19 protein-coding genes are annotated in these 20,133 nt (G+C 60.7%); 9 read left to right on the top strand and 10 right to left on the bottom strand.

The window, feature by feature from the left end; genetic code table 11:
• Positions 1 to 55 precede the first annotated feature (55 nt).
• Together elbB and D8U82_RS01230 are read right to left on the bottom strand one after the other, a co-directional pair.
• Complete coding sequence (gene elbB / locus D8U82_RS01235) at positions 56 to 724, bottom strand: isoprenoid biosynthesis glyoxalase ElbB (RefSeq protein WP_130901505.1); 669 nt, start codon at positions 722 to 724, stop codon at positions 56 to 58.
• Between the two features lie 167 nt (positions 725 to 891).
• A complete protein-coding gene (locus D8U82_RS01230) occupies positions 892 to 1,551 on the bottom strand; it encodes a DedA family protein (RefSeq protein WP_130889087.1) in 660 nt (219 codons plus the stop codon).
• Between the two features lie 207 nt (positions 1,552 to 1,758).
• Here D8U82_RS01230 and hemB point away from each other — a divergent pair, with 207 nt between their 5' ends.
• Positions 1,759 to 2,772, top strand: a complete 1,014-nt coding sequence (gene hemB / locus D8U82_RS01225; protein WP_041476908.1) for a porphobilinogen synthase — start codon at positions 1,759 to 1,761, stop codon at positions 2,770 to 2,772.
• An 18-nt stretch (positions 2,773 to 2,790) separates the two neighbouring features.
• Positions 2,791 to 5,016 carry a polyphosphate kinase 1 gene (ppk1, locus tag D8U82_RS01220; RefSeq protein WP_016772619.1) on the top strand — a complete coding sequence of 742 codons (2,226 nt, stop codon included), beginning with the start codon at positions 2,791 to 2,793 and terminating at the stop codon, positions 5,014 to 5,016.
• Positions 5,017 to 5,260: 244 nt separating this feature from the next.
• Here ppk1 and ppx read toward each other — a convergent pair whose 3' ends face one another.
• The 5 genes from ppx to D8U82_RS01195 form a co-directional block, all read right to left on the bottom strand.
• Positions 5,261 to 6,763, bottom strand: coding sequence for an exopolyphosphatase (ppx, locus tag D8U82_RS01215; protein WP_076564507.1), 1,503 nt, complete (start codon positions 6,761 to 6,763; stop codon positions 5,261 to 5,263).
• Between the two features lie 207 nt (positions 6,764 to 6,970).
• Complete coding sequence (locus D8U82_RS01210) at positions 6,971 to 7,708, bottom strand: amino acid ABC transporter ATP-binding protein (RefSeq protein WP_130901504.1); 738 nt, start codon at positions 7,706 to 7,708, stop codon at positions 6,971 to 6,973.
• The gene (locus D8U82_RS01205; RefSeq protein ID WP_016772621.1) at positions 7,695 to 8,345 is read right to left on the bottom strand and encodes an amino acid ABC transporter permease; all 651 of its coding nucleotides are present in this window, start codon (positions 8,343 to 8,345) and stop codon (positions 7,695 to 7,697) included. Before D8U82_RS01205 ends, D8U82_RS01210 begins: the two co-directional genes overlap by 14 nt.
• Positions 8,342 to 9,010 (bottom strand): amino acid ABC transporter permease, encoded by a 669-nt coding sequence (locus D8U82_RS01200; RefSeq protein WP_122612308.1) that lies wholly within the window; start codon positions 9,008 to 9,010, stop codon positions 8,342 to 8,344. The genes D8U82_RS01205 and D8U82_RS01200 overlap by 4 nt, the downstream gene beginning before the upstream one ends.
• Positions 9,011 to 9,031: 21 nt before the next feature.
• A complete protein-coding gene (locus D8U82_RS01195; protein ID WP_123441794.1) occupies positions 9,032 to 9,817 on the bottom strand; it encodes a transporter substrate-binding domain-containing protein in 786 nt (261 codons plus the stop codon).
• Positions 9,818 to 10,073: 256 nt separating this feature from the next.
• Between D8U82_RS01195 and D8U82_RS01190 the strand changes: the two genes are divergently transcribed.
• The 6 genes from D8U82_RS01190 (at position 10,074) to D8U82_RS01165 (ending at position 16,265) form a co-directional block, all read left to right on the top strand.
• Complete coding sequence (locus tag D8U82_RS01190) at positions 10,074 to 10,781, top strand: FadR/GntR family transcriptional regulator (protein ID WP_073471078.1); 708 nt, start codon at positions 10,074 to 10,076, stop codon at positions 10,779 to 10,781.
• Positions 10,782 to 10,901: 120 nt separating this feature from the next.
• Positions 10,902 to 11,231: a thioredoxin TrxA gene (gene trxA, locus D8U82_RS01185; RefSeq protein ID WP_003206727.1), complete on the top strand. Its 330-nt coding sequence runs from the start codon at positions 10,902 to 10,904 to the stop codon at positions 11,229 to 11,231.
• A 248-nt stretch (positions 11,232 to 11,479) separates the two neighbouring features.
• Positions 11,480 to 12,739, top strand: coding sequence for a transcription termination factor Rho (gene rho / locus D8U82_RS01180; RefSeq protein WP_003229334.1), 1,260 nt, complete (start codon positions 11,480 to 11,482; stop codon positions 12,737 to 12,739).
• A 238-nt stretch (positions 12,740 to 12,977) separates the two neighbouring features.
• The gene (gene ubiD, locus D8U82_RS01175; protein WP_039757427.1) at positions 12,978 to 14,444 is read left to right on the top strand and encodes a 4-hydroxy-3-polyprenylbenzoate decarboxylase; all 1,467 of its coding nucleotides are present in this window, start codon (positions 12,978 to 12,980) and stop codon (positions 14,442 to 14,444) included.
• A complete protein-coding gene (locus D8U82_RS01170) occupies positions 14,444 to 15,412 on the top strand; it encodes a CDP-6-deoxy-delta-3,4-glucoseen reductase (RefSeq protein WP_130901503.1) in 969 nt (322 codons plus the stop codon). The genes ubiD and D8U82_RS01170 overlap by 1 nt, the downstream gene beginning before the upstream one ends.
• A gap of 184 nt (positions 15,413 to 15,596) precedes the next feature.
• Entirely contained in the window at positions 15,597 to 16,265 is a 669-nt protein-coding gene (locus tag D8U82_RS01165) for a gamma-glutamylcyclotransferase (protein ID WP_024014748.1), read from the top strand.
• Here D8U82_RS01165 and glpT read toward each other — a convergent pair.
• Both glpT and D8U82_RS01155 read right to left on the bottom strand, forming a co-directional pair.
• The gene (gene glpT, locus D8U82_RS01160; protein WP_024014747.1) at positions 16,241 to 17,590 is read right to left on the bottom strand and encodes a glycerol-3-phosphate transporter; all 1,350 of its coding nucleotides are present in this window, start codon (positions 17,588 to 17,590) and stop codon (positions 16,241 to 16,243) included. The two genes, D8U82_RS01165 and glpT, sit on opposite strands and share 25 nt — an antisense overlap.
• A gap of 257 nt (positions 17,591 to 17,847) precedes the next feature.
• A complete protein-coding gene (locus tag D8U82_RS01155; protein ID WP_130901502.1) occupies positions 17,848 to 18,825 on the bottom strand; it encodes an NADPH:quinone oxidoreductase family protein in 978 nt (325 codons plus the stop codon).
• 150 nt (positions 18,826 to 18,975) lie between these two features.
• On the opposite strand from D8U82_RS01155, the gene D8U82_RS01150 reads away from it, so the two are divergent.
• On the top strand, positions 18,976 to 19,383 hold the full coding sequence (locus D8U82_RS01150; protein WP_056791694.1) for a flagellar basal body-associated protein FliL: 408 nt from the start codon (positions 18,976 to 18,978) through the stop codon (positions 19,381 to 19,383).
• 113 nt (positions 19,384 to 19,496) lie between these two features.
• On the opposite strand, the gene D8U82_RS01145 is transcribed toward D8U82_RS01150, so the two are convergent.
• A complete protein-coding gene (locus D8U82_RS01145) occupies positions 19,497 to 19,949 on the bottom strand; it encodes an EVE domain-containing protein (RefSeq protein ID WP_130889089.1) in 453 nt (150 codons plus the stop codon).
• Positions 19,950 to 20,133 lie beyond the last annotated feature (184 nt).

Genomic DNA, 20,133 nt, shown 5'->3' with positions numbered 1-20,133 from the left:
TGACGGAGCGTTAGTCGAGATACAAGGAGCTGCCGAAGGCTGCGATCTTTTGATTTCAAGCGTCGTTTTCGTGAGTCAGTTCGAGCACGCGGTCGACCAGTTTGTTGATCCCCGAAGCCGCTTCACTGATGGTCTGCGCCAGCATGTACGCCGGGGTGGTGACCAGTTTGCGCGCCTTGTCTTCGACGATTTCGGTGACGGCGCATTCTTCGTGGGTGGCGCCCATCTTGTTCATGGCCGCAGCGGTGTCGGCGTCGTTGCCGATGGTGCAGGTCACGCCCGGGCCATAGATTTTCGCCGCCAGCGCCGGGGAGATGCAGATCAGCCCGACCGGTTTGCCCGCTTCGGCAAATGCTTCGGCCAGGGCCAGCACTTCGGGTTGCACGGTGCAGCCGGCGCCTTCGATGGCGAAGTTCGACAGGTTCTTCGCCGCGCCGAAACCGCCGGGCACGATCAGTGCGTCGAAGTCCTCGACGTCGGCATCGCGGATATCCTTGACGTTGCCCCGGGCAATGCGCGCCGACTCCACCAGCACGTTGCGCGATTCCGGCATTTCTTCGCCGGTCAGGTGGTTGATCACATGCAATTGCGCGATGTTTGGCGCGAAGCACCGCACCTGCGCGCCGCGCTGGTCGAGGCGCAGCAGGGTGATGACACTTTCCTGGATTTCGGCGCCGTCGTACACGCCACTGCCGGACAGGATCACTGCAACTTTTTTGCTCATGGGCTTCTCTCCAGATTCATGGCGCTCAATGTCCCTCAAATCGTCGCGCGTGGCCATAGGGGCATGGCTGACGCGCGCGGGGGCAGAGCGCTCTCTCAATGGATCGCAACGGCGGCGGGGTGTTCATTATTTGCCTGGGCTGCGCGTGGCAGCCGCCAGCGAATGGCTTATTCGGCTGGCGTTTTCGGGCCGGGAGGAGGGGTCGCTTCGGCCTGGCGCAACTGCTCTGCCTCGGCGGCCTTGGCGAGCTGCTCGTCCTGATAGATTTTCTTCGCCAGTTGCGCATTCTTGAAGCGGCGCCGCAGCCACAGGCCCAGGCCGAGGATCAGCAAGGCGCCGAGCACCCACAGCTCGTACTTCTTGATGCTGCCGAGCATGCCTTCCAGCACTGCGCCGAAGTGGTAAGCCGCCGCAGCCAGGGCGGTGGCCCAGATCGCCGCGCCGATGCCGTTGAGCAGCAGGTAACGTCCCGGTGGATAACCGGACAGGCCGATCGCCACCGGCATCACCGTGCGCAGGCCATAAACGAAGCGGAAGCTCAGGACCCAGATGTCCGGATGTTTACGGATGTGCTCCAGTGCGCGGTCACCCATCATCTGCCAGCGCGGTTTGCGCGCAAGCAATTTGCGCCCGTGCTTGCGCCCCAGGAAGTACCACAGCTGATCACCGGCATAACTGCCGAAGAACGCCACGACCACCACCAGGTTGATGTCCATGTATCCACGGAACGCAAGGAAGCCTGCGAGCACCAGAATGGTTTCGCCTTCGAAGAACGTGCCGAGAAACAAGGCAAAGTAGCCAAAGTCGTGCAGAAATTGTTGGAGCATTGTCTGGGTGCTGGCGAAATGAACGCGCAGCCTAACCCTTCGGGCACATTCATGAAAGTGTCCAAATGTGTCTCGACGTGAACATTTCCTACATCGACAATGGATTGCGGCTACCTGTCACAGAGCACACATAACTGTCATCTGTTGGTCATAATGGCCGTCTATAACTGTCACGCTCGCCCGTTTGCCCGGGCTCAGGAGTCTGCCGTGAGCTTTACCCCCGCCAATCGTCTGTTCCCAGCCACTCGTCTGCGCCGCAATCGTCGTGATGATTTTTCGCGGCGCCTGGTGCGTGAAAACGTATTGACGGTCGATGACCTGATTCTGCCAGTGTTCGTGCTCGACGGTGAAAACCGCCGCGAAGCCGTGGCCTCGATGCCGGGCGTCGAGCGACTGACCATTGATCTGCTGCTTGAAGAAGCGGCGAAATGGGTCGAGCTGGGCATTCCGGCGCTGGCTCTGTTCCCGGTCACCCCGCCTGAGCTGAAATCCCTCGATGCCGCCGAAGCCTGGAATCCCGAAGGCATCGCCCAGCGCGCCACTCGCGCCCTGCGCGAGCGTTTCCCGGAGCTGGGCGTGATCACTGACGTCGCGCTGGATCCGTTCACCACCCACGGTCAGGACGGCATTCTCGACGAAGACGGCTACGTGCAGAACGACATCACTGTCGATGCGCTGGTGCGTCAGGCGCTGTCCCATGCCGAAGCCGGCGCGCAGGTGGTGGCGCCGTCGGACATGATGGACGGTCGCATCCAGGCGATTCGTGAGGCCCTGGAAATTGCAGGTCACGTCAACGTGCGCATCATGGCCTACTCGGCCAAGTATGCCAGCGCCTACTACGGGCCTTTCCGCGATGCTGTGGGTTCGGCGTCGAACCTCGGCAAGGCCAACAAGGCTTCTTATCAGATGGACCCGGCCAACAGCGACGAAGCGCTGCACGAAGTCGGTGCCGACTTGTCCGAAGGTGCGGACATGGTCATGGTCAAGCCGGGCATGCCCTACCTGGACATTCTTTTTCGCGTCAAAGATGCCTTCAAGGTGCCGACCTTCGTCTATCAGGTCAGTGGCGAATACGCCATGCACATGGCCGCTATCCAGAATGGCTGGTTGAGCGAAGCGGTGATCCTCGAGTCACTGACCGCCTTTAAACGTGCCGGTGCAGATGGCATCCTGACTTACTTTGCCGTTCGTGCCGCTCAATTGTTACGAGAGCAGAAATAGCCCTCCCAGGAACATTCCATGAATACCGAAGGACTCACTGAAGTTGCCGTAAAAGAAGCTCAGCCGGTGGTCGAGCAAATCACCGAAACCCCGCCGGAACTGGAGCCTGCGCCACCCGCGCCGGTTGCCGAAACCGCTGTGGCGGTACCGGCGATCGCCATTCCCGGCCTGGATGACAGCAGCCTGTACATCCACCGCGAGCTTTCGCAATTGCAGTTCAACATCCGCGTGCTGGAACAGGCGCTGGACGAGTCCTACCCGTTGCTGGAGCGGCTGAAGTTCCTGCTGATCTTCTCCAGCAACCTCGACGAATTCTTCGAAATTCGCGTCGCCGGGCTGAAAAAGCAGATCACTTTTGCCCGCGAACAGGCCGGCGCTGACGGCTTGCAGCCGCATCAGGCGCTGGCGCGGATCAGCGAACTGGTTCACGGTCACGTTGACCGCCAGTACGCGATCCTCAACGACATCCTCCTGCCGGAGCTGGAAAAGCATCAGGTGCGCTTCATCCGTCGGCGCAACTGGACGACCAAGCTCAAGACCTGGGTCCGCCGCTATTTCCGCGACGAGATCGCGCCGATCATCACCCCGATCGGCCTCGACCCGACGCACCCGTTCCCGCTGCTGGTGAACAAGAGCCTGAACTTCATCGTCGAGCTCGAAGGCATCGACGCCTTCGGTCGCGACTCCGGTCTGGCGATCATTCCGGCGCCGCGTCTGCTGCCCCGGATCATCAAGGTGCCGGAAGAAGTCGGCGGCGCCGGCGACAACTATGTGTTCCTGTCGTCGATGATCCACGCCCACGCCGATGACCTGTTCCAGGGCATGAAGGTCAAAGGCTGCTACCAGTTCCGTCTGACCCGAAACGCCGACCTGGCGCTCGATTCCGAAGATGTCGAAGACTTGGCCCGCGCTCTGCGTGGCGAGTTGTTCTCGCGGCGCTACGGTGACGCGGTGCGTCTGGAAGTCGCCGACACTTGCCCGAAACACCTCTCGGACTATCTGCTCAAGCAGTTCAACCTGAGCGAGACCGAGCTGTATCAGGTCAACGGCCCGGTCAACCTGACGCGCCTGTTCAGCATCACCGGTCTGGACAGCCATCCGGAGCTGCAATACACGCCGTTCACCCCGCAGATCCCGAAACTGCTGCAAAACAGCGAAAACATCTTCAGTGTGGTCAGCAAGCAGGACATCCTCCTGCTGCACCCGTTCGAGTCGTTCACCCCGGTGGTCGACCTGCTGCGTCAGGCCGCGAAAGACCCGCACGTGCTCGCCGTACGGCAAACCCTGTACCGCTCCGGCGCCAACTCCGAGATCGTCGATGCGCTGGTGGATGCCGCGCGTAACGGCAAGGAAGTCACTGCGGTGATCGAGCTGCGCGCGCGCTTCGACGAAGAATCCAACCTGCAACTGGCCAGCCGTCTGCAAGCGGCCGGTGCGGTGGTGATCTACGGCGTGGTCGGCTTCAAAACCCACGCCAAGATGATGCTGATCCTGCGCCGTGAGGCTGGCGAAATCGTCCGCTACGCGCACCTCGGTACCGGCAACTACCACGCCGGTAACGCCAAGCTTTACACCGACTACAGCCTGCTGACCTCCGACGACGCTTTGTGCGAAGACGTCGGCAAACTGTTCAGCCAGTTGATCGGCATGGGCAAGACGCTGCGCATGAAAAAGCTGCTGCATGCGCCGTTCACCCTGAAGAAGGGCATGCTCGACATGATTGCCCGCGAAACCCAGTTCGCCCTCGAAGGCAAACCGGCGCACATCATCGCCAAGTTCAACTCGCTGACCGATCCGAAGATCATCCGCGCGCTGTACAAGGCCAGCCAGTCCGGCGTGCGCATCGATCTGGTGGTGCGCGGCATGTGCTGCCTGCGTCCGGGCATCGCTGGGGTTTCGCACAACATTCATGTGCGCTCGATCATCGGCCGCTTCCTCGAGCACACGCGGGTGTTCTACTTCCTCAACGGCGGCGACGAGCAGATGTTCCTCTCCAGCGCCGACTGGATGGAGCGCAACCTCGACAAGCGCGTCGAGACCTGCTTCCCGGTGGAAGGCAAGAAATTGCTGACTCGGGTCAAGAAGGAGCTGGAGCTGTACCTGACCGACAACACCCACAGCTGGAGTCTGCAGTCGGACGGCCGCTACATTCGCAACACGCCAACCGGCAACCAGAACCCGCGCAGTGCGCAGGCGACGTTGCTGGAGCGGTTGGGCAGCCCGATATTGCCGGTGAGCAGCTGAGAGCTGAAAGTCAAAAGCCCCTCACCCTAACCCTCTCCCAGAGGGAGAGGGGACTGACCGAGGTGTCTCGCGTCATACACTGACCTGAAATACCTGATCGAACTCTGGCCTCAACGCTAGTACAAATCGGCTCCCTCTCCCTCGGGAGAGGGCTGGGGTGAGGGGAGAGCTACACCGCCGCTCTCAAACAAACCCAATAAAAAGGCGATCCTAACGGATCGCCTTTTTTGTGCCAGCCAGTTACTCAGTGCACCGTGAGAACAATCCCCACCCGCGTCAACCAGTCCGCCTCAAGCCCGAAATCCGCCTGGGTCAGCTGATTTTCATCCAGCCAGTTCTCCGGGAATTCCACATCGAGATGATCGCCACTCGCATGCAGCGCCACCTGCGGCATCGCCTGTGTCCCGCGAATGTGGTGGAACAGAATCGCAAACCGCAGCAGCACGCACAGGCGAATCAGCTTGATGCCGTCATCGCCGAATTCGGCGAACTTGTCCTTGGGAATATTGCGCCGGTGCCCGCGCACCAATAGCGCGAGCATCTGCTGATCTTCTCGCGAGAAGCCGGCCAGATCGGAGTGCTCGATCAGGTAGGCACCGTGCTTGTGGTAGTGATAGTGAGCGATGTCGAGGCCGACTTCGTGCACTTTCGCCGCCCAGCCGAGCAGTTCGCGCCAGATACCGTCATCCAGCTCCCAGTCGACGGCGACCTGATCGAACGCGTGCAGGGCCTTGCGCTCGACCCGCGCCGCCTGTTCCAGATCGACGTGATAGCGCTCCATCAGCGAGGTCAGGGTGCGTTCGCGCACGTCTTCGTGATGATGGCGGCCGAGCAGGTCGTAGAGCACGCCTTCACGCAGCGCGCCTTCGCAATGATCCATGCGTTGCAGTTCGAGGGCGTCGAAGATCGCTTCGAGAATCGCCAGGCCCGCCGGGAAGATCGCGCGGCGGTCAGGCTTGATGCCTTCGAAATCGATCTTGTCGGCGTCGCCCAGCTTGAACAGTTTGCGCTTGAGCCACGCCAGGCCTTCGGCGTTGACCTCGCCGCTGCCGTGGCCGCCGGCCTTCAGGGCCAGACCGATGGCGCGAATCGTACCGGAGGAGCCAATGGCTTCATCCCAGGTCAGGCGATGCAGGGCGTGCTCGATGCTCATGATCTCCAGGCGCGCCGCCGTGTAGGCCTGGGCGTAGCGGGCCGGAGTGATCTTGCCGTCCTTGAAATAGCGCTGGGTGAAACTCACGCAGCCCATTTGCAGGCTTTCGCGCAGCAACGGCTCGAAGCGCTGGCCGATGATGAATTCAGTACTGCCGCCGCCGATGTCGGCGACCAAACGTTTGCCTGGGGTATCGGCGAGCGTGTGCGAAACGCCGAGATAGATCAGGCGCGCTTCTTCACGGCCGGAGATGACTTCTACCGTGTGGCCGAGGATTTCTTCGGCGCGGCGGATGAATTCGCCACGATTGCGCGCTTCACGCAGGGCGTTGGTGCCGACGATGCGCACGGCGCCGAGCGGCATACCGTTGATCAGTTGGGCAAAGCGCTTGAGGCAATCGAGGCCGCGCTGCATCGATTCTTCGTTGAGCTGGCGCGCGTCATCGATGCCGGCGGCCAGTTGCACCTTCTCGCCGAGGCGTTCGAGAATGCGGATTTCGCCGTTCTGGGCCTTGGCCACGACCATGTGAAAGCTGTTGGAGCCCAGGTCGATTGCGGCGATCAGGGACAGATTCTTGGCTTGGGATTGCGGCATGGTCAGGGGGTCTCGGTCGATAACCCCGACATCGTGCCACGATCAAACGCTGGCGCCAACGCGCATGGTTCAAACCGTTGATTCAGCGCAGAAAGTCTGGGGATCGCGGCGCGGCCATTCGCGAGCAGGCTCGCTCCCACAGATGAGCGCATTCCCCTGTGGGAGCGAGCCTGCTCGCGAAGAGGGCATCACTGCCTCAGAAAATCTTCAGGCTGTCGCCTCCACCGTGCCAATAAAGTTCGCCAGCTCCGCCGTCTGCGGATTGGCAAACAATACCTTCGGATCGCCCACCTCGTGCACCTTGCCATGGTGCATGAAGACCAATTTATCGCCGACTTCCCGGGCAAAGCGCATCTCGTGGGTGACCATGATCAGCGTCATGCCTTCCTTGGCCAGTTGCCGAACCACGCTGAGCACTTCATTGACCAGTTCCGGGTCCAGTGCCGAAGTGATTTCATCGCACAGCAGCACCTTCGGCGACATCGCCAAGGCCCGGGCAATCGCCACCCGCTGTTGCTGCCCGCCGGACAGACGATCCGGAAAGGCATCGAATTTCTCCCCGAGCCCGACTCGCTCGAGCATTTCCCGCGCCAGTTCGACAGCCTTGGCCTTGGGTACTTTCTGCACCACTTGCGGCGCGAGCATGACGTTCTCCCCGACGGTCAGGTGCGGGAACAGGTTGAACTGCTGGAAGACCATGCCGACCTTCTGTCGCAGGCTGCGCAGATCAGCGCGGGCGGCGTCGAGGTATTCGCCGTCGACTTCGATCACGCCGTCGTTGATCGACTCCAGGCCGTTGAGTGTGCGCAACAGAGTCGATTTGCCCGAGCCGCTGCGGCCGATGATCGCCACGATCTGGCCTTCCTCGACGCTGAGGTCGATGCCTTTGAGTACGTGGTGATCGCCGTAGTATTTATGCAGGGCGGAAATTCTAAGCAGAGGCATGCAGTCTCCTTTCCAGGTAGCGCGCACTGAGGGACAAGGGGTAGCAGAGCAGGAAGTAGCCGAGGGCGACGAGGCCGTAGACCATGAACGGTTCGAACGTGGCGTTGGCGAGCATGCCGCCGGTCTTGGTCAGTTCGGTGAAGCCGATGATCGAGGTCACCGCTGTGCCTTTGACCACTTGCACCGAGAAGCCCACGGTCGGCGCCACGGCGATGCGCAGCGCTTGCGGCAGGATCACGTAGCGCAACTGCTCCAGCGGATTGAGCGCCAGGCTCGACGAAGCTTCCCACTGACCGTGGGGAATAGCCTCGACGCAACCGCGCCAGATCTCCGCCAGATAGGCGCTGGTGAACAAGGTCAAAGCGATCGCGGCGGCCATCCACGGCGAAATCTCGATCCCGGCCAGCGCCACACCGAAGAACACCAGAAACAGCTGCATCAACAGTGGCGTGCCCTGAAACAGCTCGATCCAGGTGCGGGCGATGCTGCTGGGCAGCGTGTTCTTGGAGATGCGCATCACCAGAATCAGCAGGCCGACGAGGCCGCCGCCGATGAATGCCACCAGCGACAGCGCCAGCGTCCATTGCAGGCCGGTGAGCAGGTTGCGCAGGATGTCCCAGAAAGTGAAATCGCTCATTGGCTGCTCCTCGCAATGAACCGCCGGCCGAACCAGTTGAGCAATTGGCGGATCAGCAGCGCCATGCACAGGTAGATCAGGGTAGTCAGCGCGTAGGTTTCAAAGGCGCGGAAGTTGCGTGACTGAATGAAGTTGGCGGCGAAGCTCAATTCTTCCGTGGCGATCTGCGAACACACCGCCGAACCGAGCATGACAATGATGATCTGGCTGCTCAGCGCCGGCCAGACCTTGCCCAGCGCCGGCAGCAGGACGACGTGGCGGAACGCTTCGAAGCGGGTCATCGCCAGTGCCGCTGCCGCTTCCAGCTGCCCGCGCGGAATCGCCTGGATGCCGGCGCGGATGATCTCGGTCGAATAGGCGCCAAGGTTGATCACCATCGCCAGCACCGCCGCCTGCCATTCGGAAATCTGCACGCCGAGCGACGGCAGGCCGAAGAAGATGAAGAACAGTTGCACCAGAAACGGCGTGTTGCGGATCAACTCGACGTAGACGCCGAAGATCGCCGAGAACGGGCGGATCTGCCACGCCCGCACCAGCGCCCCGACAATCCCGACGCCGACCCCGAGCAGCGCGCCGATGGCGGTCAGCTCCAGCGTGAACAAAGCGCCGCGCAGCAGCAGGTCGGTGTTTTCCACCACCGGCAAAAAATCGAACTGATAAGCCATGAAGGTCTCCCGCGCAGTCGATCAGAGATCGGCCGGCAGCGGCTCTTTCAGCCAGGTCTGCGAGTTCTTTTCCAGTGCGCCGTCAGCCTTGGCGGTGTTGAGGATGTCGTTGACCTTGGTCAGCAGCGCCGCTTCGTTCTTGTTCACACCGACGTAGACCGGCGAATCCTTGAGCTTCACCTTCAGCGCCGGCACGCGCTTGGGATTCTTCTCGCTGATGGCCACCATCACCACGTTGCCGCTGGCGATCAGATCGACTTGCCCTGCCAGATAAGCGGCGATGGTCGAGTTGTTGTCTTCGAAACGTTTGATGGTCACGCCTTCGGGGGCGACTTTGCTCAGCTCGATGTCTTCGATGGCGCCACGGGTGACGCTGATGGTCTTGCCCTTGAGGTCGTCGAGGCTGGTGATCGCAGCGTCTGGCGGGCCGAACACGGCGAGGTAGAACGGCGCATAGGCGCGGGAGAAGTCGATGACTTTCTCACGCTCGGGGTTTTTGCCGAGGCTGGAAATCACCAGATCGACTTTGCCGGTGGTGAGGAACGGGATGCGGTTGGTGCTGTTGACCGGGGTCAGTTCAAGTTTGACCTTGAGTTGGTCAGCGAGCAGTTTCGCCGTGTCGATATCCAGGCCGCGCGGCTTCATGTCCGGGCCGACCGAGCCGAACGGCGGGAAGTCCTGGGGCACGGCAACTTTCAGCGTGCCGCGTTTGACCACGTCGTCCAGACCGTCGGCGTGAGCGGGGGCCTGGCACAGCAGCAGGCCGGCAAACAGGGAAGCGAGGAGGGCGCTGTAACGCTGGGTCATGGACAATCTCCGGATCGGCGGGAAGTGGTTGCTGCGATCGGACAGAGCATGGGCCGTGCCAACAGGCGGATTTCGCCCCGGCAAGCCGCGGCACCAGCGGCTTCGTTCGGTCTTACTGGTCTGAACAGTCAACTCGGTTTTCGCACTGCGATGGCGCATCGGCAGTGCGCGCCGAACCCCGCTGGGGCACGACTTGCCGGACTCGACGAATAGCTTTACAACTAGCCGCATCTTGGCCCTGACGCGTCCGCACATCATGAATTCGATCTCCCGCGCCGTACCCGAAGTGGCGCTGCAAGCGATCCGCAAACTGATCACCGAACAGGGCTTCGGTGCCGGCGACGCGTTGCCTTCGCAACGGGATCTGGCGCTGCAACTGGGCGTCAGTCGGGCATCGTTGCGTGAAGCGCTGTCGTCGCTCAGTGCACTGGGCGTGGTCAGCATTCAGCCGGGCAAGGGCGTGTTCGTGCAGTCGCCGGTCGAATTGTCGCGCGGCGACAACGCGCCAGGCTGGTCGTTTGCGGCGCAGGCATCGCCGCTGGATATCTTTCAATTGCGCTATGCGCTCGAAGGGTTTGCAGCAGGTTTGGCGGCAGTGACGTTGAGCACGTTCGATCTGGATGCGCTGGAAGACAACGTTGCGGCCATGCGCGAGCAATTGAAGCTCGGCGACTTTGAGGCAGCGGCGAAACTCGACTTCGAATTCCACCGACGCATCCTTCTTGCCAGCGGTAATCAGGCGATGCTGAGCATTCTCACCGCCAGCGCCGAGATCTTTCTCGAGAGCCAGAAACTGCCGTTCATCCGCGCCGAGCGCGCCATGGAAACCTGGCAGGAACACCGCAAGATCCTCCGTGCCCTGGCCCGCCGTGCGTCGGGAGCAGCGCAAAAAGCCATGCAGGAACATGTGCGCAACGCCGCGCTGCGTACCGGAATCGCCTTCATCGCTCCCGCCACGGCGTGACTTGAGCTATACCCAAACTCATCAAGGGCCATAGCAACACTCAATCATCTGCGGCTTCCTGAACAAGGGAAGGGCGGCTATGATGGGCCACGTTTTTTTGCTTACAACCTGGAGAATTCCATGAGCAGCGATCTGATCAAACACGTTAGCGACGCTAGCTTCGAAGCCGACGTACTCAAGGCCGAAGGCGCTGTCCTGGTCGACTACTGGGCTGAATGGTGCGGCCCTTGCAAAATGATCGCACCGGTTCTGGACGAGATTGCCGAGACTTACAAAGGCAAGCTGACCGTTGCCAAACTGAACATCGACGAAAACCAGGAAACCCCGGCCAAGCATGGCGTGCGTGGTATCCCGACGCTGATGCTGTTCAAGAACGGCAACGTTGAAGCGACCAAGGTCGGCGCACTGTCGAAGTCGCAGCTGGCGGCGTTCCTCGACGCCAACATCTGAGCGTCGCAGTAAAACGCTGAAAAAAAGCCCCGCAAATCGCGGGGCTTTTTGCGTATTCAGGGCTAGACGCTCCGAAACTCAGGTGGTACATTCGGCCCCGCACTGGTTTCTCCAATGCCCCCTGCTAGCCGTCGCCGACGCACTCCTTTTCGAATTAGTTCGCGATCCTGTCGCCTTCTCCGCGGCGCGGCCTCATTAAGCCAAAAGCTTAATTTCCCCCCCTCCATAAATGATTACGTCATTCCTATATGAATCTGACTGAACTCAAGCAAAAGCCGATTACCGAACTGCTCGAATTGGCCGAACAGATGGGCATAGAAAATATGGCCCGTTCGCGCAAGCAGGACGTGATTTTCTCCCTGCTGAAAAAGCACGCGAAAAGCGGCGAGGAAATCTCCGGTGATGGCGTGCTGGAGATTCTCCAGGACGGCTTCGGCTTCCTGCGCTCCGCAGACGCTTCCTACCTCGCCGGCCCTGACGACATCTACGTCTCGCCGAGCCAGATCCGCCGCTTCAACTTGCGCACCGGTGACACCATCGTTGGCAAGATCCGCCCTCCGAAGGAAGGCGAGCGGTATTTCGCCCTGCTCAAGGTCGACACGATCAACTTCGATCGTCCGGAGAACGCGAAAAACAAGATTCTCTTCGAGAACCTGACGCCGCTGTTCCCGACGGTGCGCATGAAGATGGAAGCCGGCAACGGTTCCACCGAAGACCTCACCGGTCGCGTGATCGACCTGTGTGCACCGATCGGCAAAGGCCAGCGTGGTCTGATCGTCGCACCGCCGAAAGCCGGTAAAACGATCATGCTGCAGAACATCGCAGCGAACATCGCCCGTAACAATCCTGAAGTTCACCTGATCGTGCTGTTGATCGACGAGCGTCCGGAAGAAGTGACCGAAATGCAGCGCACCGTGCGCGGCGAAGTGGTTGCCTCGACCTTTGACGAGCCGCCGACCCGTCACGTGCAGGTTGCTGAAATGGTGATCGAGAAGGCCAAGCGCCTGGTCGAGCACAAGAAAGACGTGGTGATCCTGCTCGATTCCATCACCCGTCTGGCCCGTGCCTACAACACCGTGATCCCGAGCTCCGGCAAGGTATTGACCGGTGGTGTCGATGCCCACGCCCTCGAGAAGCCGAAGCGTTTCTTCGGTGCCGCGCGTAACATCGAAGAAGGCGGCTCGCTGACCATTATCGCCACCGCGCTGGTTGAAACCGGCTCGAAGATGGACGAAGTGATCTACGAAGAGTTCAAGGGTACCGGCAACATGGAACTGCCTCTGGATCGCAAGATCGCCGAGAAGCGTGTGTTCCCGGCCATCAACATCAACCGCTCCGGCACCCGCCGCGAAGAGTTGCTGACCGCCGACGACGAACTGCAGCGCATGTGGATTCTGCGCAAGCTGCTGCACCCGATGGACGAAGTCGCCGCCATCGAGTTCCTGGTCGACAAGCTGAAGACGACCAAGACCAACGACGAGTTCTTCTTGTCGATGAAACGCAAGTAATACGCTGGCGTTTCAACAAAGGACGCTCCCGCAAGGGGGCGTTTTTTTTGCCCCGAAAAATCTCGCGCCCATCACGGATATCTGTTGATGGGCCGATTTTGCGGCGTCGGCAGCGTACTCCCGAGTTCGAGGCCTGCGCCTTCGCCGCAGCGCGGGGGCCACAATCGAGCAATGACGGGCTGCTGTTTGCTCCTCAGAGCAGGTAGGATGTACGCCTATTTTGAGGGTGCCATCGTCAATGAAATTCAAGGATCTTCGGGATTTCGTGCAGCAGCTTGAGCAGCGCGGAGAGTTGAAACGCATCCAGATTCCCGTCTCGCCGGTGCTGGAGATGACTGAGGTGTGCGACCGCACGCTGCGGGCCAAAGGCCCGGCATTGTTGTTCGAGAAGCCCACCGGTTACGACATTCCGGTGCTCGGCAACCTGTTCGGCACCCCCGAGCGTGTGGCCATGGGCATGGGCGCCGAGTCGGTCAGCGAATTGCGCGAAATCGGCAAGCTGCTGGCCTTTCTCAAGGAGCCGGAGCCGCCGAAGGGCTTGAAGGACGCGTGGTCGAAACTGCCGATCTTCCGCAAGATCATTTCGATGGCGCCGAAAGTGGTCAAAGACGCGGTGTGTCAGGAAGTGGTCATCGAAGGCGACGACGTCGATCTGGCGATGTTGCCGGTGCAGACCTGCTGGCCCGGCGACGTCGGCCCACTGATCACGTGGGGACTGACGGTCACCAAAGGCCCGAACAAGGAACGCCAGAACCTCGGTATCTACCGCCAGCAAGTGATTGGCCGCAACAAGGTGATCATGCGCTGGCTCAGCCATCGTGGCGGTGCTCTCGACTTCCGCGAGTGGTGCGAGAAGCATCCGGGTCAGCCTTTCCCGGTGTCCGTAGCCCTTGGCGCCGATCCGGCAACGATTCTCGGTGCCGTGACGCCGGTACCGGACAGCCTCTCCGAATATGCTTTTGCAGGGCTCTTGCGCGGTAACCGCACCGAGCTGGTCAAGTGCCGTGGCAACGATCTGCAAGTGCCGGCCACCGCCGAAATCATCCTTGAAGGCGTGATTCATCCCGGCGAAATGGCCGACGAAGGCCCGTATGGCGACCACACCGGTTACTACAACGAAGTCGACAGCTTCCCGGTGTTCACCGTCGAGCGCATCACCCACCGGATCAAGCCGATCTATCACAGCACTTACACCGGCCGCCCGCCGGATGAGCCGGCGATTCTCGGCGTGGCGCTGAACGAAGTGTTCGTGCCGATCCTGCAGAAGCAATTCCCGGAGATCACCGACTTCTACCTGCCGCCGGAAGGCTGCTCGTACCGCATGGCCGTGGTGACGATGAAGAAGTCGTATCCGGGGCATGCCAAGCGCGTGATGCTCGGCGTCTGGTCGTTTTTGCGACAGTTCATGTACACCAAGTTCGTTATCGTCACTGACGACGATATCAACGCCCGCGACTGGAACGACGTGATCTGGGCCATCACCACGCGCATGGACCCCAAGCGCGACACGGTGATGATCGACAACACGCCGATCGACTACCTCGACTTCGCTTCGCCGATTTCCGGCCTGGGCTCGAAAATGGGCCTGGATGCCACCCACAAGTGGCCGGGCGAAACCACCCGCGAATGGGGCCGCGTGATCGTCAAGGACGACGCCGTCACCCAACGGATCGATGCCATCTGGAATCAGTTAGGAATAGATTGATGCGTGTAACCCTGCAGCCTTCCGGAGCAGTGCTCGAGATACAGCCCGGTGAGCGGATTCTCGACGGTGCGCGGCGCCTGGGCTATGACTGCCCGCAAAGCTGCCGCAACGGCAATTGCCACGTGTGTGCAGCGCTGCTGGTCGAAGGCCGCGTCAAACAGGCCGGCAAAGTCCACGATCATGGCGAGTTCTACACCTGCATCGCCGCACCGCTGGAAGACTGCGTGCTGTTGTGGGATGGCGTGCTCGCACTGGGTGAGCTGCCGGTGCGTAGCCTGTCGTGTCAGGTCATCGAGTGCCGCGAGGTCGGCGGCGACACCTGGCGCGTGCGTCTGCGTGCACCGGCGGGCAAGCCGCCGCGCTATCACGCTGGGCAATATTTGATGATCGAGCGCGAGAGCGGTGAGAAATCCGCGTTCTCCATGGCCTCGGCACCCCACGGCGGGCGTGATCTGGAAATCCATGTGCTGGCGCGCGAAACCAGTGCGTTGAGCCTGATCGAGCAGCTGCAACGCAACCCGATGGTGCGTGTCGAGCTGCCCTTTGGCGACACACATCTTGCGGAGCTACCCGACGGTCCTCTGGTGTTGATCGCCGCCGGCACCGGCATGGGCCAGATTCACAGTCTGATCGAACATTGCCGAGCCGAAGGCTTCAAACATCCAGTGCATCTGTATTGGGGCGTACGCCGCCCGGAAGATTTTTATCAGATCGAGCACTGGGACGTATGGCTGAAGCTGCCCAATCTGTTCCTGCACAAAGTGGTCAGCGACCAGTGCGGCTGGGAAGGGCGCTGCGGGATGTTGCACGAGGCGGTTTGTGAGGATTTCCCTGATCTGAAACCGCTACATGTCTATGCCAGCGGGTCGCCGGCGATGGTCTACGGCACGCTGGACGCGCTGGTCGAAGCAGGAATGGATGCGCATCAGATGCGCGCCGACGTCTTCGCCTATGCGCCGCGCTTCTGAGACTTATAACTTGGTATATAGCCGATCGGTATTTATCTAATTAGGCAAATACCGCTAGGTTATATATCGATCAGGCAATTAAGCAGTGGCACTTAATTTGCCTTAAAACATATGTGCCTTATTGTTACAGCGGTGCGTTCTATTAAGTAATTCTTCACCCGCGGGGAGCTGAACGCTATTCGCCATGAGCGCCATTGAAAACGCAATTCTGAACCTGGCTTACCCTCCGCGGCTCGATCTTGGGCCGCAGCTGACGCACGAACAACTTCTCGCTTCCATGCAATCGACCATGGCGCGCCACAAGGGCGGGCCGGTGTGGCTGTTCGCTTATGGTTCGCTGATCTGGCGCCCGGAATGCACGGCAGTCGAGCGCATGCGCGGTCGCGTGCATGGCTACCATCGCGGCTTGTACCTGTGGTCCCACGAGCATCGGGGTACGCCGGAAATGCCCGGCCTGGTGTTCGGTCTGGATCGCGGCGGCTCATGCAGTGGCTTTGCCTATCGCTTGCCGGAAGACAATCTCGATACCGCACTGTATGCCCTGTGGAAACGTGAGATGCCGTTTCCCTCGTATCGCCCACACTGGCTCAATTGCCGGCTCGAAGATGGCACTCAGGTGCAGGCCTTGGGATTCGTGCTGGAGCGCCACCTGCCGAGCTACGCCGGCAACTTGCCGGATCATGTGCTCAGCCAGGTGTTCGCCAGCGCCAGCGGGCGCTACGGCACCACTCGCGATTATGTCGAGCAGACCGCGCACGCCCTGCGCAGCCACGCCATGCCAGACCGCAATCTGGAGGCGCGGCTCAAGCGCTGTAAATCACACAGCGATCAGGCGACCGCTTCACGGCTCTGACTGGCGACTTGCTTGTGCCACAGCGTTGGCGCAAGGAACGCCATCGCCAGCAGGCAAGCGCCGACCAGCAGCACGAAACCGCCATCCCAGCCGAAGTGGTCAACGGTGTAGCCCATCGCCGCACTGGCCGCGACCGACCCCCCCAGATAACCGAACAGACCGGTGAAGCCCGCTGCGGTACCGGCGGCTTTCTTCGGCGCCAGTTCCAGCGCTTGCAGGCCGATCAGCATCACCGGACCGTAGATCAGGAACCCGATCGACAGCAGGGCGATCATGTCGACCATCGGGTTGCCGGCCGGATTCAGCCAGTAAACCAGGGTCGCGACAGTCACCAGGGCCATGAACACCATGCCGGTCAGGCCACGGTTGCCACGGAAGATCTTGTCCGACATCCAGCCGCACAGCAGCGTGCCCGGGATGCCTGCCCACTCGTAGAAGAAATAGGCCCACGAGGTCTTATCCACGGTGAAGCCCTTGGCTTCCTTCAGGTACGTCGGCGCCCAGTCCAGCACGCCGTAGCGCAGCAAGTAGACGAAGACGTTGGCCAGAGCGATGTACCAGAGCATTTTGTTGCGCAGCACGTATTTGACGAAGATTTCCTTGGCGCTGAATTCGTCTTCGTGGCTGGCGTCGTAGCCTTCCGGGTAATCGTTCTTGTACTGCTCGATCGGCGGCAGGCCGACTGATTGCGGGGTGTCACGCATGGTGATGAAGGCGAATACCGCCACGCCCAGCGCGACCGCTGCCGGGACGTAGAACGCCGCGTGCCAGTCATTGAACAGGCCCATGCCGATCAGGAACAGCGGGCCGATCAGACCGCCGCCGACGTTATGCGCTACGTTCCACACCGAGACCACGCCGCCGCGTTCCTTCTGCGACCACCAGTGCACCATGGTCCGCCCGCTCGGCGGCCAGCCCATGCCCTGCGCCCAGCCGTTGATGAACAGGAGAATGAACATCATCGTCACGCTGGACGTTGCCCACGGCGCGAAACCGAAAATGAACATCACCCCGGCCGAGACCAGCAGACCGAACGGCAGGAAGAAGCGCGGGTTGGAACGGTCGGACACCAGGCCCATGAGGAACTTCGACAAACCATACGCAATGGCGATCGCCGACATCGCCAAGCCGAGGTCGCCACGGCTATAGCCTTCGTCGATCAGGTACGGCATGGCCAGGGAGAAGTTCTTGCGCAGCAGGTAGTAACCGGCGTAGCCGATAAAGATACCGGCGAAGATCTGCCAGCGCAGGCGGCGGTAGGTGCTGTCTATTTTTTCTTCAGGCAATGGAGCCTGATGTGCGGCAGGACGAAAGAAAGCAAACATTCAAGAGCTCCAGTTTTCTTGTTTTGACTGCGGATGCGAATGTTACAGTTTCGTTACCGAAAATAGCATCGCTTCACGTCGGCAAAACAGCGGAAATTTGGGCAGATGAGCGTTCCTTTATGAACATGTCGCTCTGAGATAAGAAGGCGGCGCTGAGGGGATGGTGGCTCGGGTGGGTTTCTGCGGTTTGACGTATGGAAGAGGCAGACCTCAACGCTAAAGCGATCCGGATGGTTGCTCCGGATCGCTCCATGTTGTTAACGAACCTGAACGACAACCTTGCCCACAGCCTTGCGCTGGCCGAGATCATCGATCGCCTGCGCGGTATTGCTCAGCGGATACACCTGCGATACCAGAGGTTTCAGCTTGCCCTCGGCAAACCAGGCGAACAGCTGCTGGAAGTTTGCTGCGTTGTCCTGGGGTTGGCGCTGGGCAAAGGAGCCCCAGAACACGCCGAGCACCGCCGCGCCTTTGAGCAGGGCGAGGTTGACCGGCAGTTCGGGGATGCGTCCGCTGGCGAAGCCGACCACCAGCAGGCGGCCGTTCCAGGCGATGGCGCGGATGGCCTGGTCGAACAGGTCGCCGCCGACCGGGTCGTAGATCACGTCGGCGCCCTGGCCGTCGGTGAGGCGTTTGATCTCTTCCTTGAGGCTGGCTTCGCTGTAGTTGATCAGTTCATCGGCGCCGGCAGCCTTGGCCACCGCGAGTTTCTCGGCACTGCTGGCGGCGGCGATCACGCGGGCGCCCATGGCTTTGCCGATCTCCACCGCGGCGAGGCCGACACCACCGGATGCGCCGAGCACCAGTAGGGTTTCCCCCGGTTGCAGGTTGGCGCGTTGCTTGAGCGCATGCATCGACGTGCCGTAGGTCATGCTGAATGCAGCGGCGACGTTGAAATCCATCGACGGCGGAATCGGCAGGACGTTGTATCCCGGCACCGCCACCTGCTCGGCAAAACTGCCCCAGCCAGTCAGGGCCATGACCCGGTCGCCGACTTTCAGATGGCTGACCTTTTCCCCGACTTCGCGCACCACGCCCGCCGCTTCACCGCCTGGCGAAAACGGGAAGGGCGGTTTGAACTGGTATTTGCCCTCGATGATCAGCGTGTCCGGGAAATTGACTCCGGCAGCGTGCACGTCCAGCAGGATTTCATTCTTCTTGGCGACAGGGCTGGCGACGTCTTCCAGCACCAGCGATTCGGCAGGGCCGAAGGCTTTGCACAGCACGGCTTTCATCAGGGCTATTCCTTTGGGAGTGATGGCCGATAAGTGTAGGTGTGTGAATCAACGGGTCAACGAGCATGCCCGGCCCTGATAGTCAGCCATAAGCTTGTGCTTGCGCGGCGGGTCGTTATGCTAGGCCGCAAACCGGATAAGGAGCGAATTGTGAAAGCGTGGATCATGTTGTTGCTGGCCCTGTCTCTGCCTGTGGCAGCACTGGCCGAAGAAGCCAAAGAAGGCGAGGCGCCGAAAGTCAATTACATCACCCTGAGCCCGCCGTTCGTCGGCAACTATGGCCTCGACGGCACCGCCAAGCTTAAGGTCTACAAGGCCGATGTGGCCCTGCGCGTAACTGGCGAAGAGGCGACCAAACTGGTCAAGGCCAACGAGCCGCTGATCCGCAATCAGCTGGTGGCGTTGTTCACTCAGCAGTCGACCGAGGCGATGGGCAGCATCGAGGGCAAGGAAAAGCTGCGTCAGGAAGCGTTGAAGCAGACCCAGCAGGTCATGAATGACGAGACCGGCAAGCCTGTTGTTGAGGATCTGTTGTTCAACAACCTGATCATTCAGTAAGTCATTCGCTGTCCGGGCTGGCCTCTTCGCGAGCAGGCTCGCTCCCACATTGGACTGCATGTTCCTGTGGGAGCGAGCCTGCTCGCGAAAGCTATTTATCCGGCATAAATGAATCAGGGTTTGAGCCCGATAACCGCCGTCCACTGTTCTGGTGTAACCGGCATCACCGACAACCGTGAGCCCTTCTGCACCAATGGCATCTCTGCCAGCGCCGTCTGCTGCTTCAGATAATCCAGCTTCAACACCCGTTTGAACGTCTCGACATGCTCGACATCGATCGCGCTCCAGGCATTTTTTTCTGCTGTAGCCTTCGGATCGAAGTAATGGCTCTGCGGCTCCAGCGCCGTCGGATCGGGATACGCTGCTTGGATAATTTTGCCAATCCCGGCAATCCCCGGCTCGGGGCAGCTGGAATGGTAGAAAAAGAACTCGTCACCGACCGCCATCGCCCGCAGGAAGTTGCGTGCCTGATAGTTGCGAACCCCGTCCCAGCGCGCCTTGCCGAGCTTTTCCAGACCCTTGATCGAGAGTTCGTCGGGCTCTGATTTCATCAGCCAATAGGCCATGTGGTGTGCTCCTGAAGCGGTCATTGGGCAGGTTGTCGGGCAATTTTATGACAAACCGACAGTCGGTTGACGTCAGCGTTTGCGCACAGGTTCACGTTGCCGCAAAATGCCGGCCTTTAAAGCTTGACGCTGCTGCACGGCCTACGAACGGAAACCGCTGCTGTCATCGTGATGATGTGCCTTG

This window comes from Pseudomonas sp. Sample_23, from assembly GCF_004307595.1.
GTDB classification, from domain to species: Bacteria; Pseudomonadota; Gammaproteobacteria; order Pseudomonadales; family Pseudomonadaceae; genus Aquipseudomonas; species Aquipseudomonas atacamensis.
The sequence above is the reverse complement of the archived record's forward strand: the minus strand, read 5'-3'. Positions and strand labels throughout refer to the sequence as shown.

What these genes read in the sequence shown, in the direction of transcription:
- elbB (WP_130901505.1), bottom strand. Translation starts at nt 724, where the DNA reads ATGAGCAAAAAAGTTGCAGTGATCCTGTCCGGCAGTGGCGTGTACGAC.
- D8U82_RS01230 (WP_130889087.1), bottom strand. Translation starts at nt 1,551, where the DNA reads ATGCTCCAACAATTTCTGCACGACTTTGGCTACTTTGCCTTGTTTCTC.
- ppk1 (WP_016772619.1), top strand. Translation starts at nt 2,791, where the DNA reads ATGAATACCGAAGGACTCACTGAAGTTGCCGTAAAAGAAGCTCAGCCG.
- ppx (WP_076564507.1), bottom strand. Translation starts at nt 6,763, where the DNA reads ATGCCGCAATCCCAAGCCAAGAATCTGTCCCTGATCGCCGCAATCGAC.
- D8U82_RS01210 (WP_130901504.1), bottom strand. Translation starts at nt 7,708, where the DNA reads ATGCCTCTGCTTAGAATTTCCGCCCTGCATAAATACTACGGCGATCAC.
- D8U82_RS01205 (WP_016772621.1), bottom strand. Translation starts at nt 8,345, where the DNA reads ATGAGCGATTTCACTTTCTGGGACATCCTGCGCAACCTGCTCACCGGC.
- D8U82_RS01200 (WP_122612308.1), bottom strand. Translation starts at nt 9,010, where the DNA reads ATGGCTTATCAGTTCGATTTTTTGCCGGTGGTGGAAAACACCGACCTG.
- D8U82_RS01195 (WP_123441794.1), bottom strand. Translation starts at nt 9,817, where the DNA reads ATGACCCAGCGTTACAGCGCCCTCCTCGCTTCCCTGTTTGCCGGCCTG.
- D8U82_RS01190 (WP_073471078.1), top strand. Translation starts at nt 10,074, where the DNA reads ATGAATTCGATCTCCCGCGCCGTACCCGAAGTGGCGCTGCAAGCGATC.
- trxA (WP_003206727.1), top strand. Translation starts at nt 10,902, where the DNA reads ATGAGCAGCGATCTGATCAAACACGTTAGCGACGCTAGCTTCGAAGCC.
- rho (WP_003229334.1), top strand. Translation starts at nt 11,480, where the DNA reads ATGAATCTGACTGAACTCAAGCAAAAGCCGATTACCGAACTGCTCGAA.
- ubiD (WP_039757427.1), top strand. Translation starts at nt 12,978, where the DNA reads ATGAAATTCAAGGATCTTCGGGATTTCGTGCAGCAGCTTGAGCAGCGC.
- D8U82_RS01170 (WP_130901503.1), top strand. Translation starts at nt 14,444, where the DNA reads ATGCGTGTAACCCTGCAGCCTTCCGGAGCAGTGCTCGAGATACAGCCC.
- D8U82_RS01165 (WP_024014748.1), top strand. Translation starts at nt 15,597, where the DNA reads ATGAGCGCCATTGAAAACGCAATTCTGAACCTGGCTTACCCTCCGCGG.
- glpT (WP_024014747.1), bottom strand. Translation starts at nt 17,590, where the DNA reads ATGTTTGCTTTCTTTCGTCCTGCCGCACATCAGGCTCCATTGCCTGAA.
- D8U82_RS01155 (WP_130901502.1), bottom strand. Translation starts at nt 18,825, where the DNA reads ATGAAAGCCGTGCTGTGCAAAGCCTTCGGCCCTGCCGAATCGCTGGTG.
- D8U82_RS01145 (WP_130889089.1), bottom strand. Translation starts at nt 19,949, where the DNA reads ATGGCCTATTGGCTGATGAAATCAGAGCCCGACGAACTCTCGATCAAG.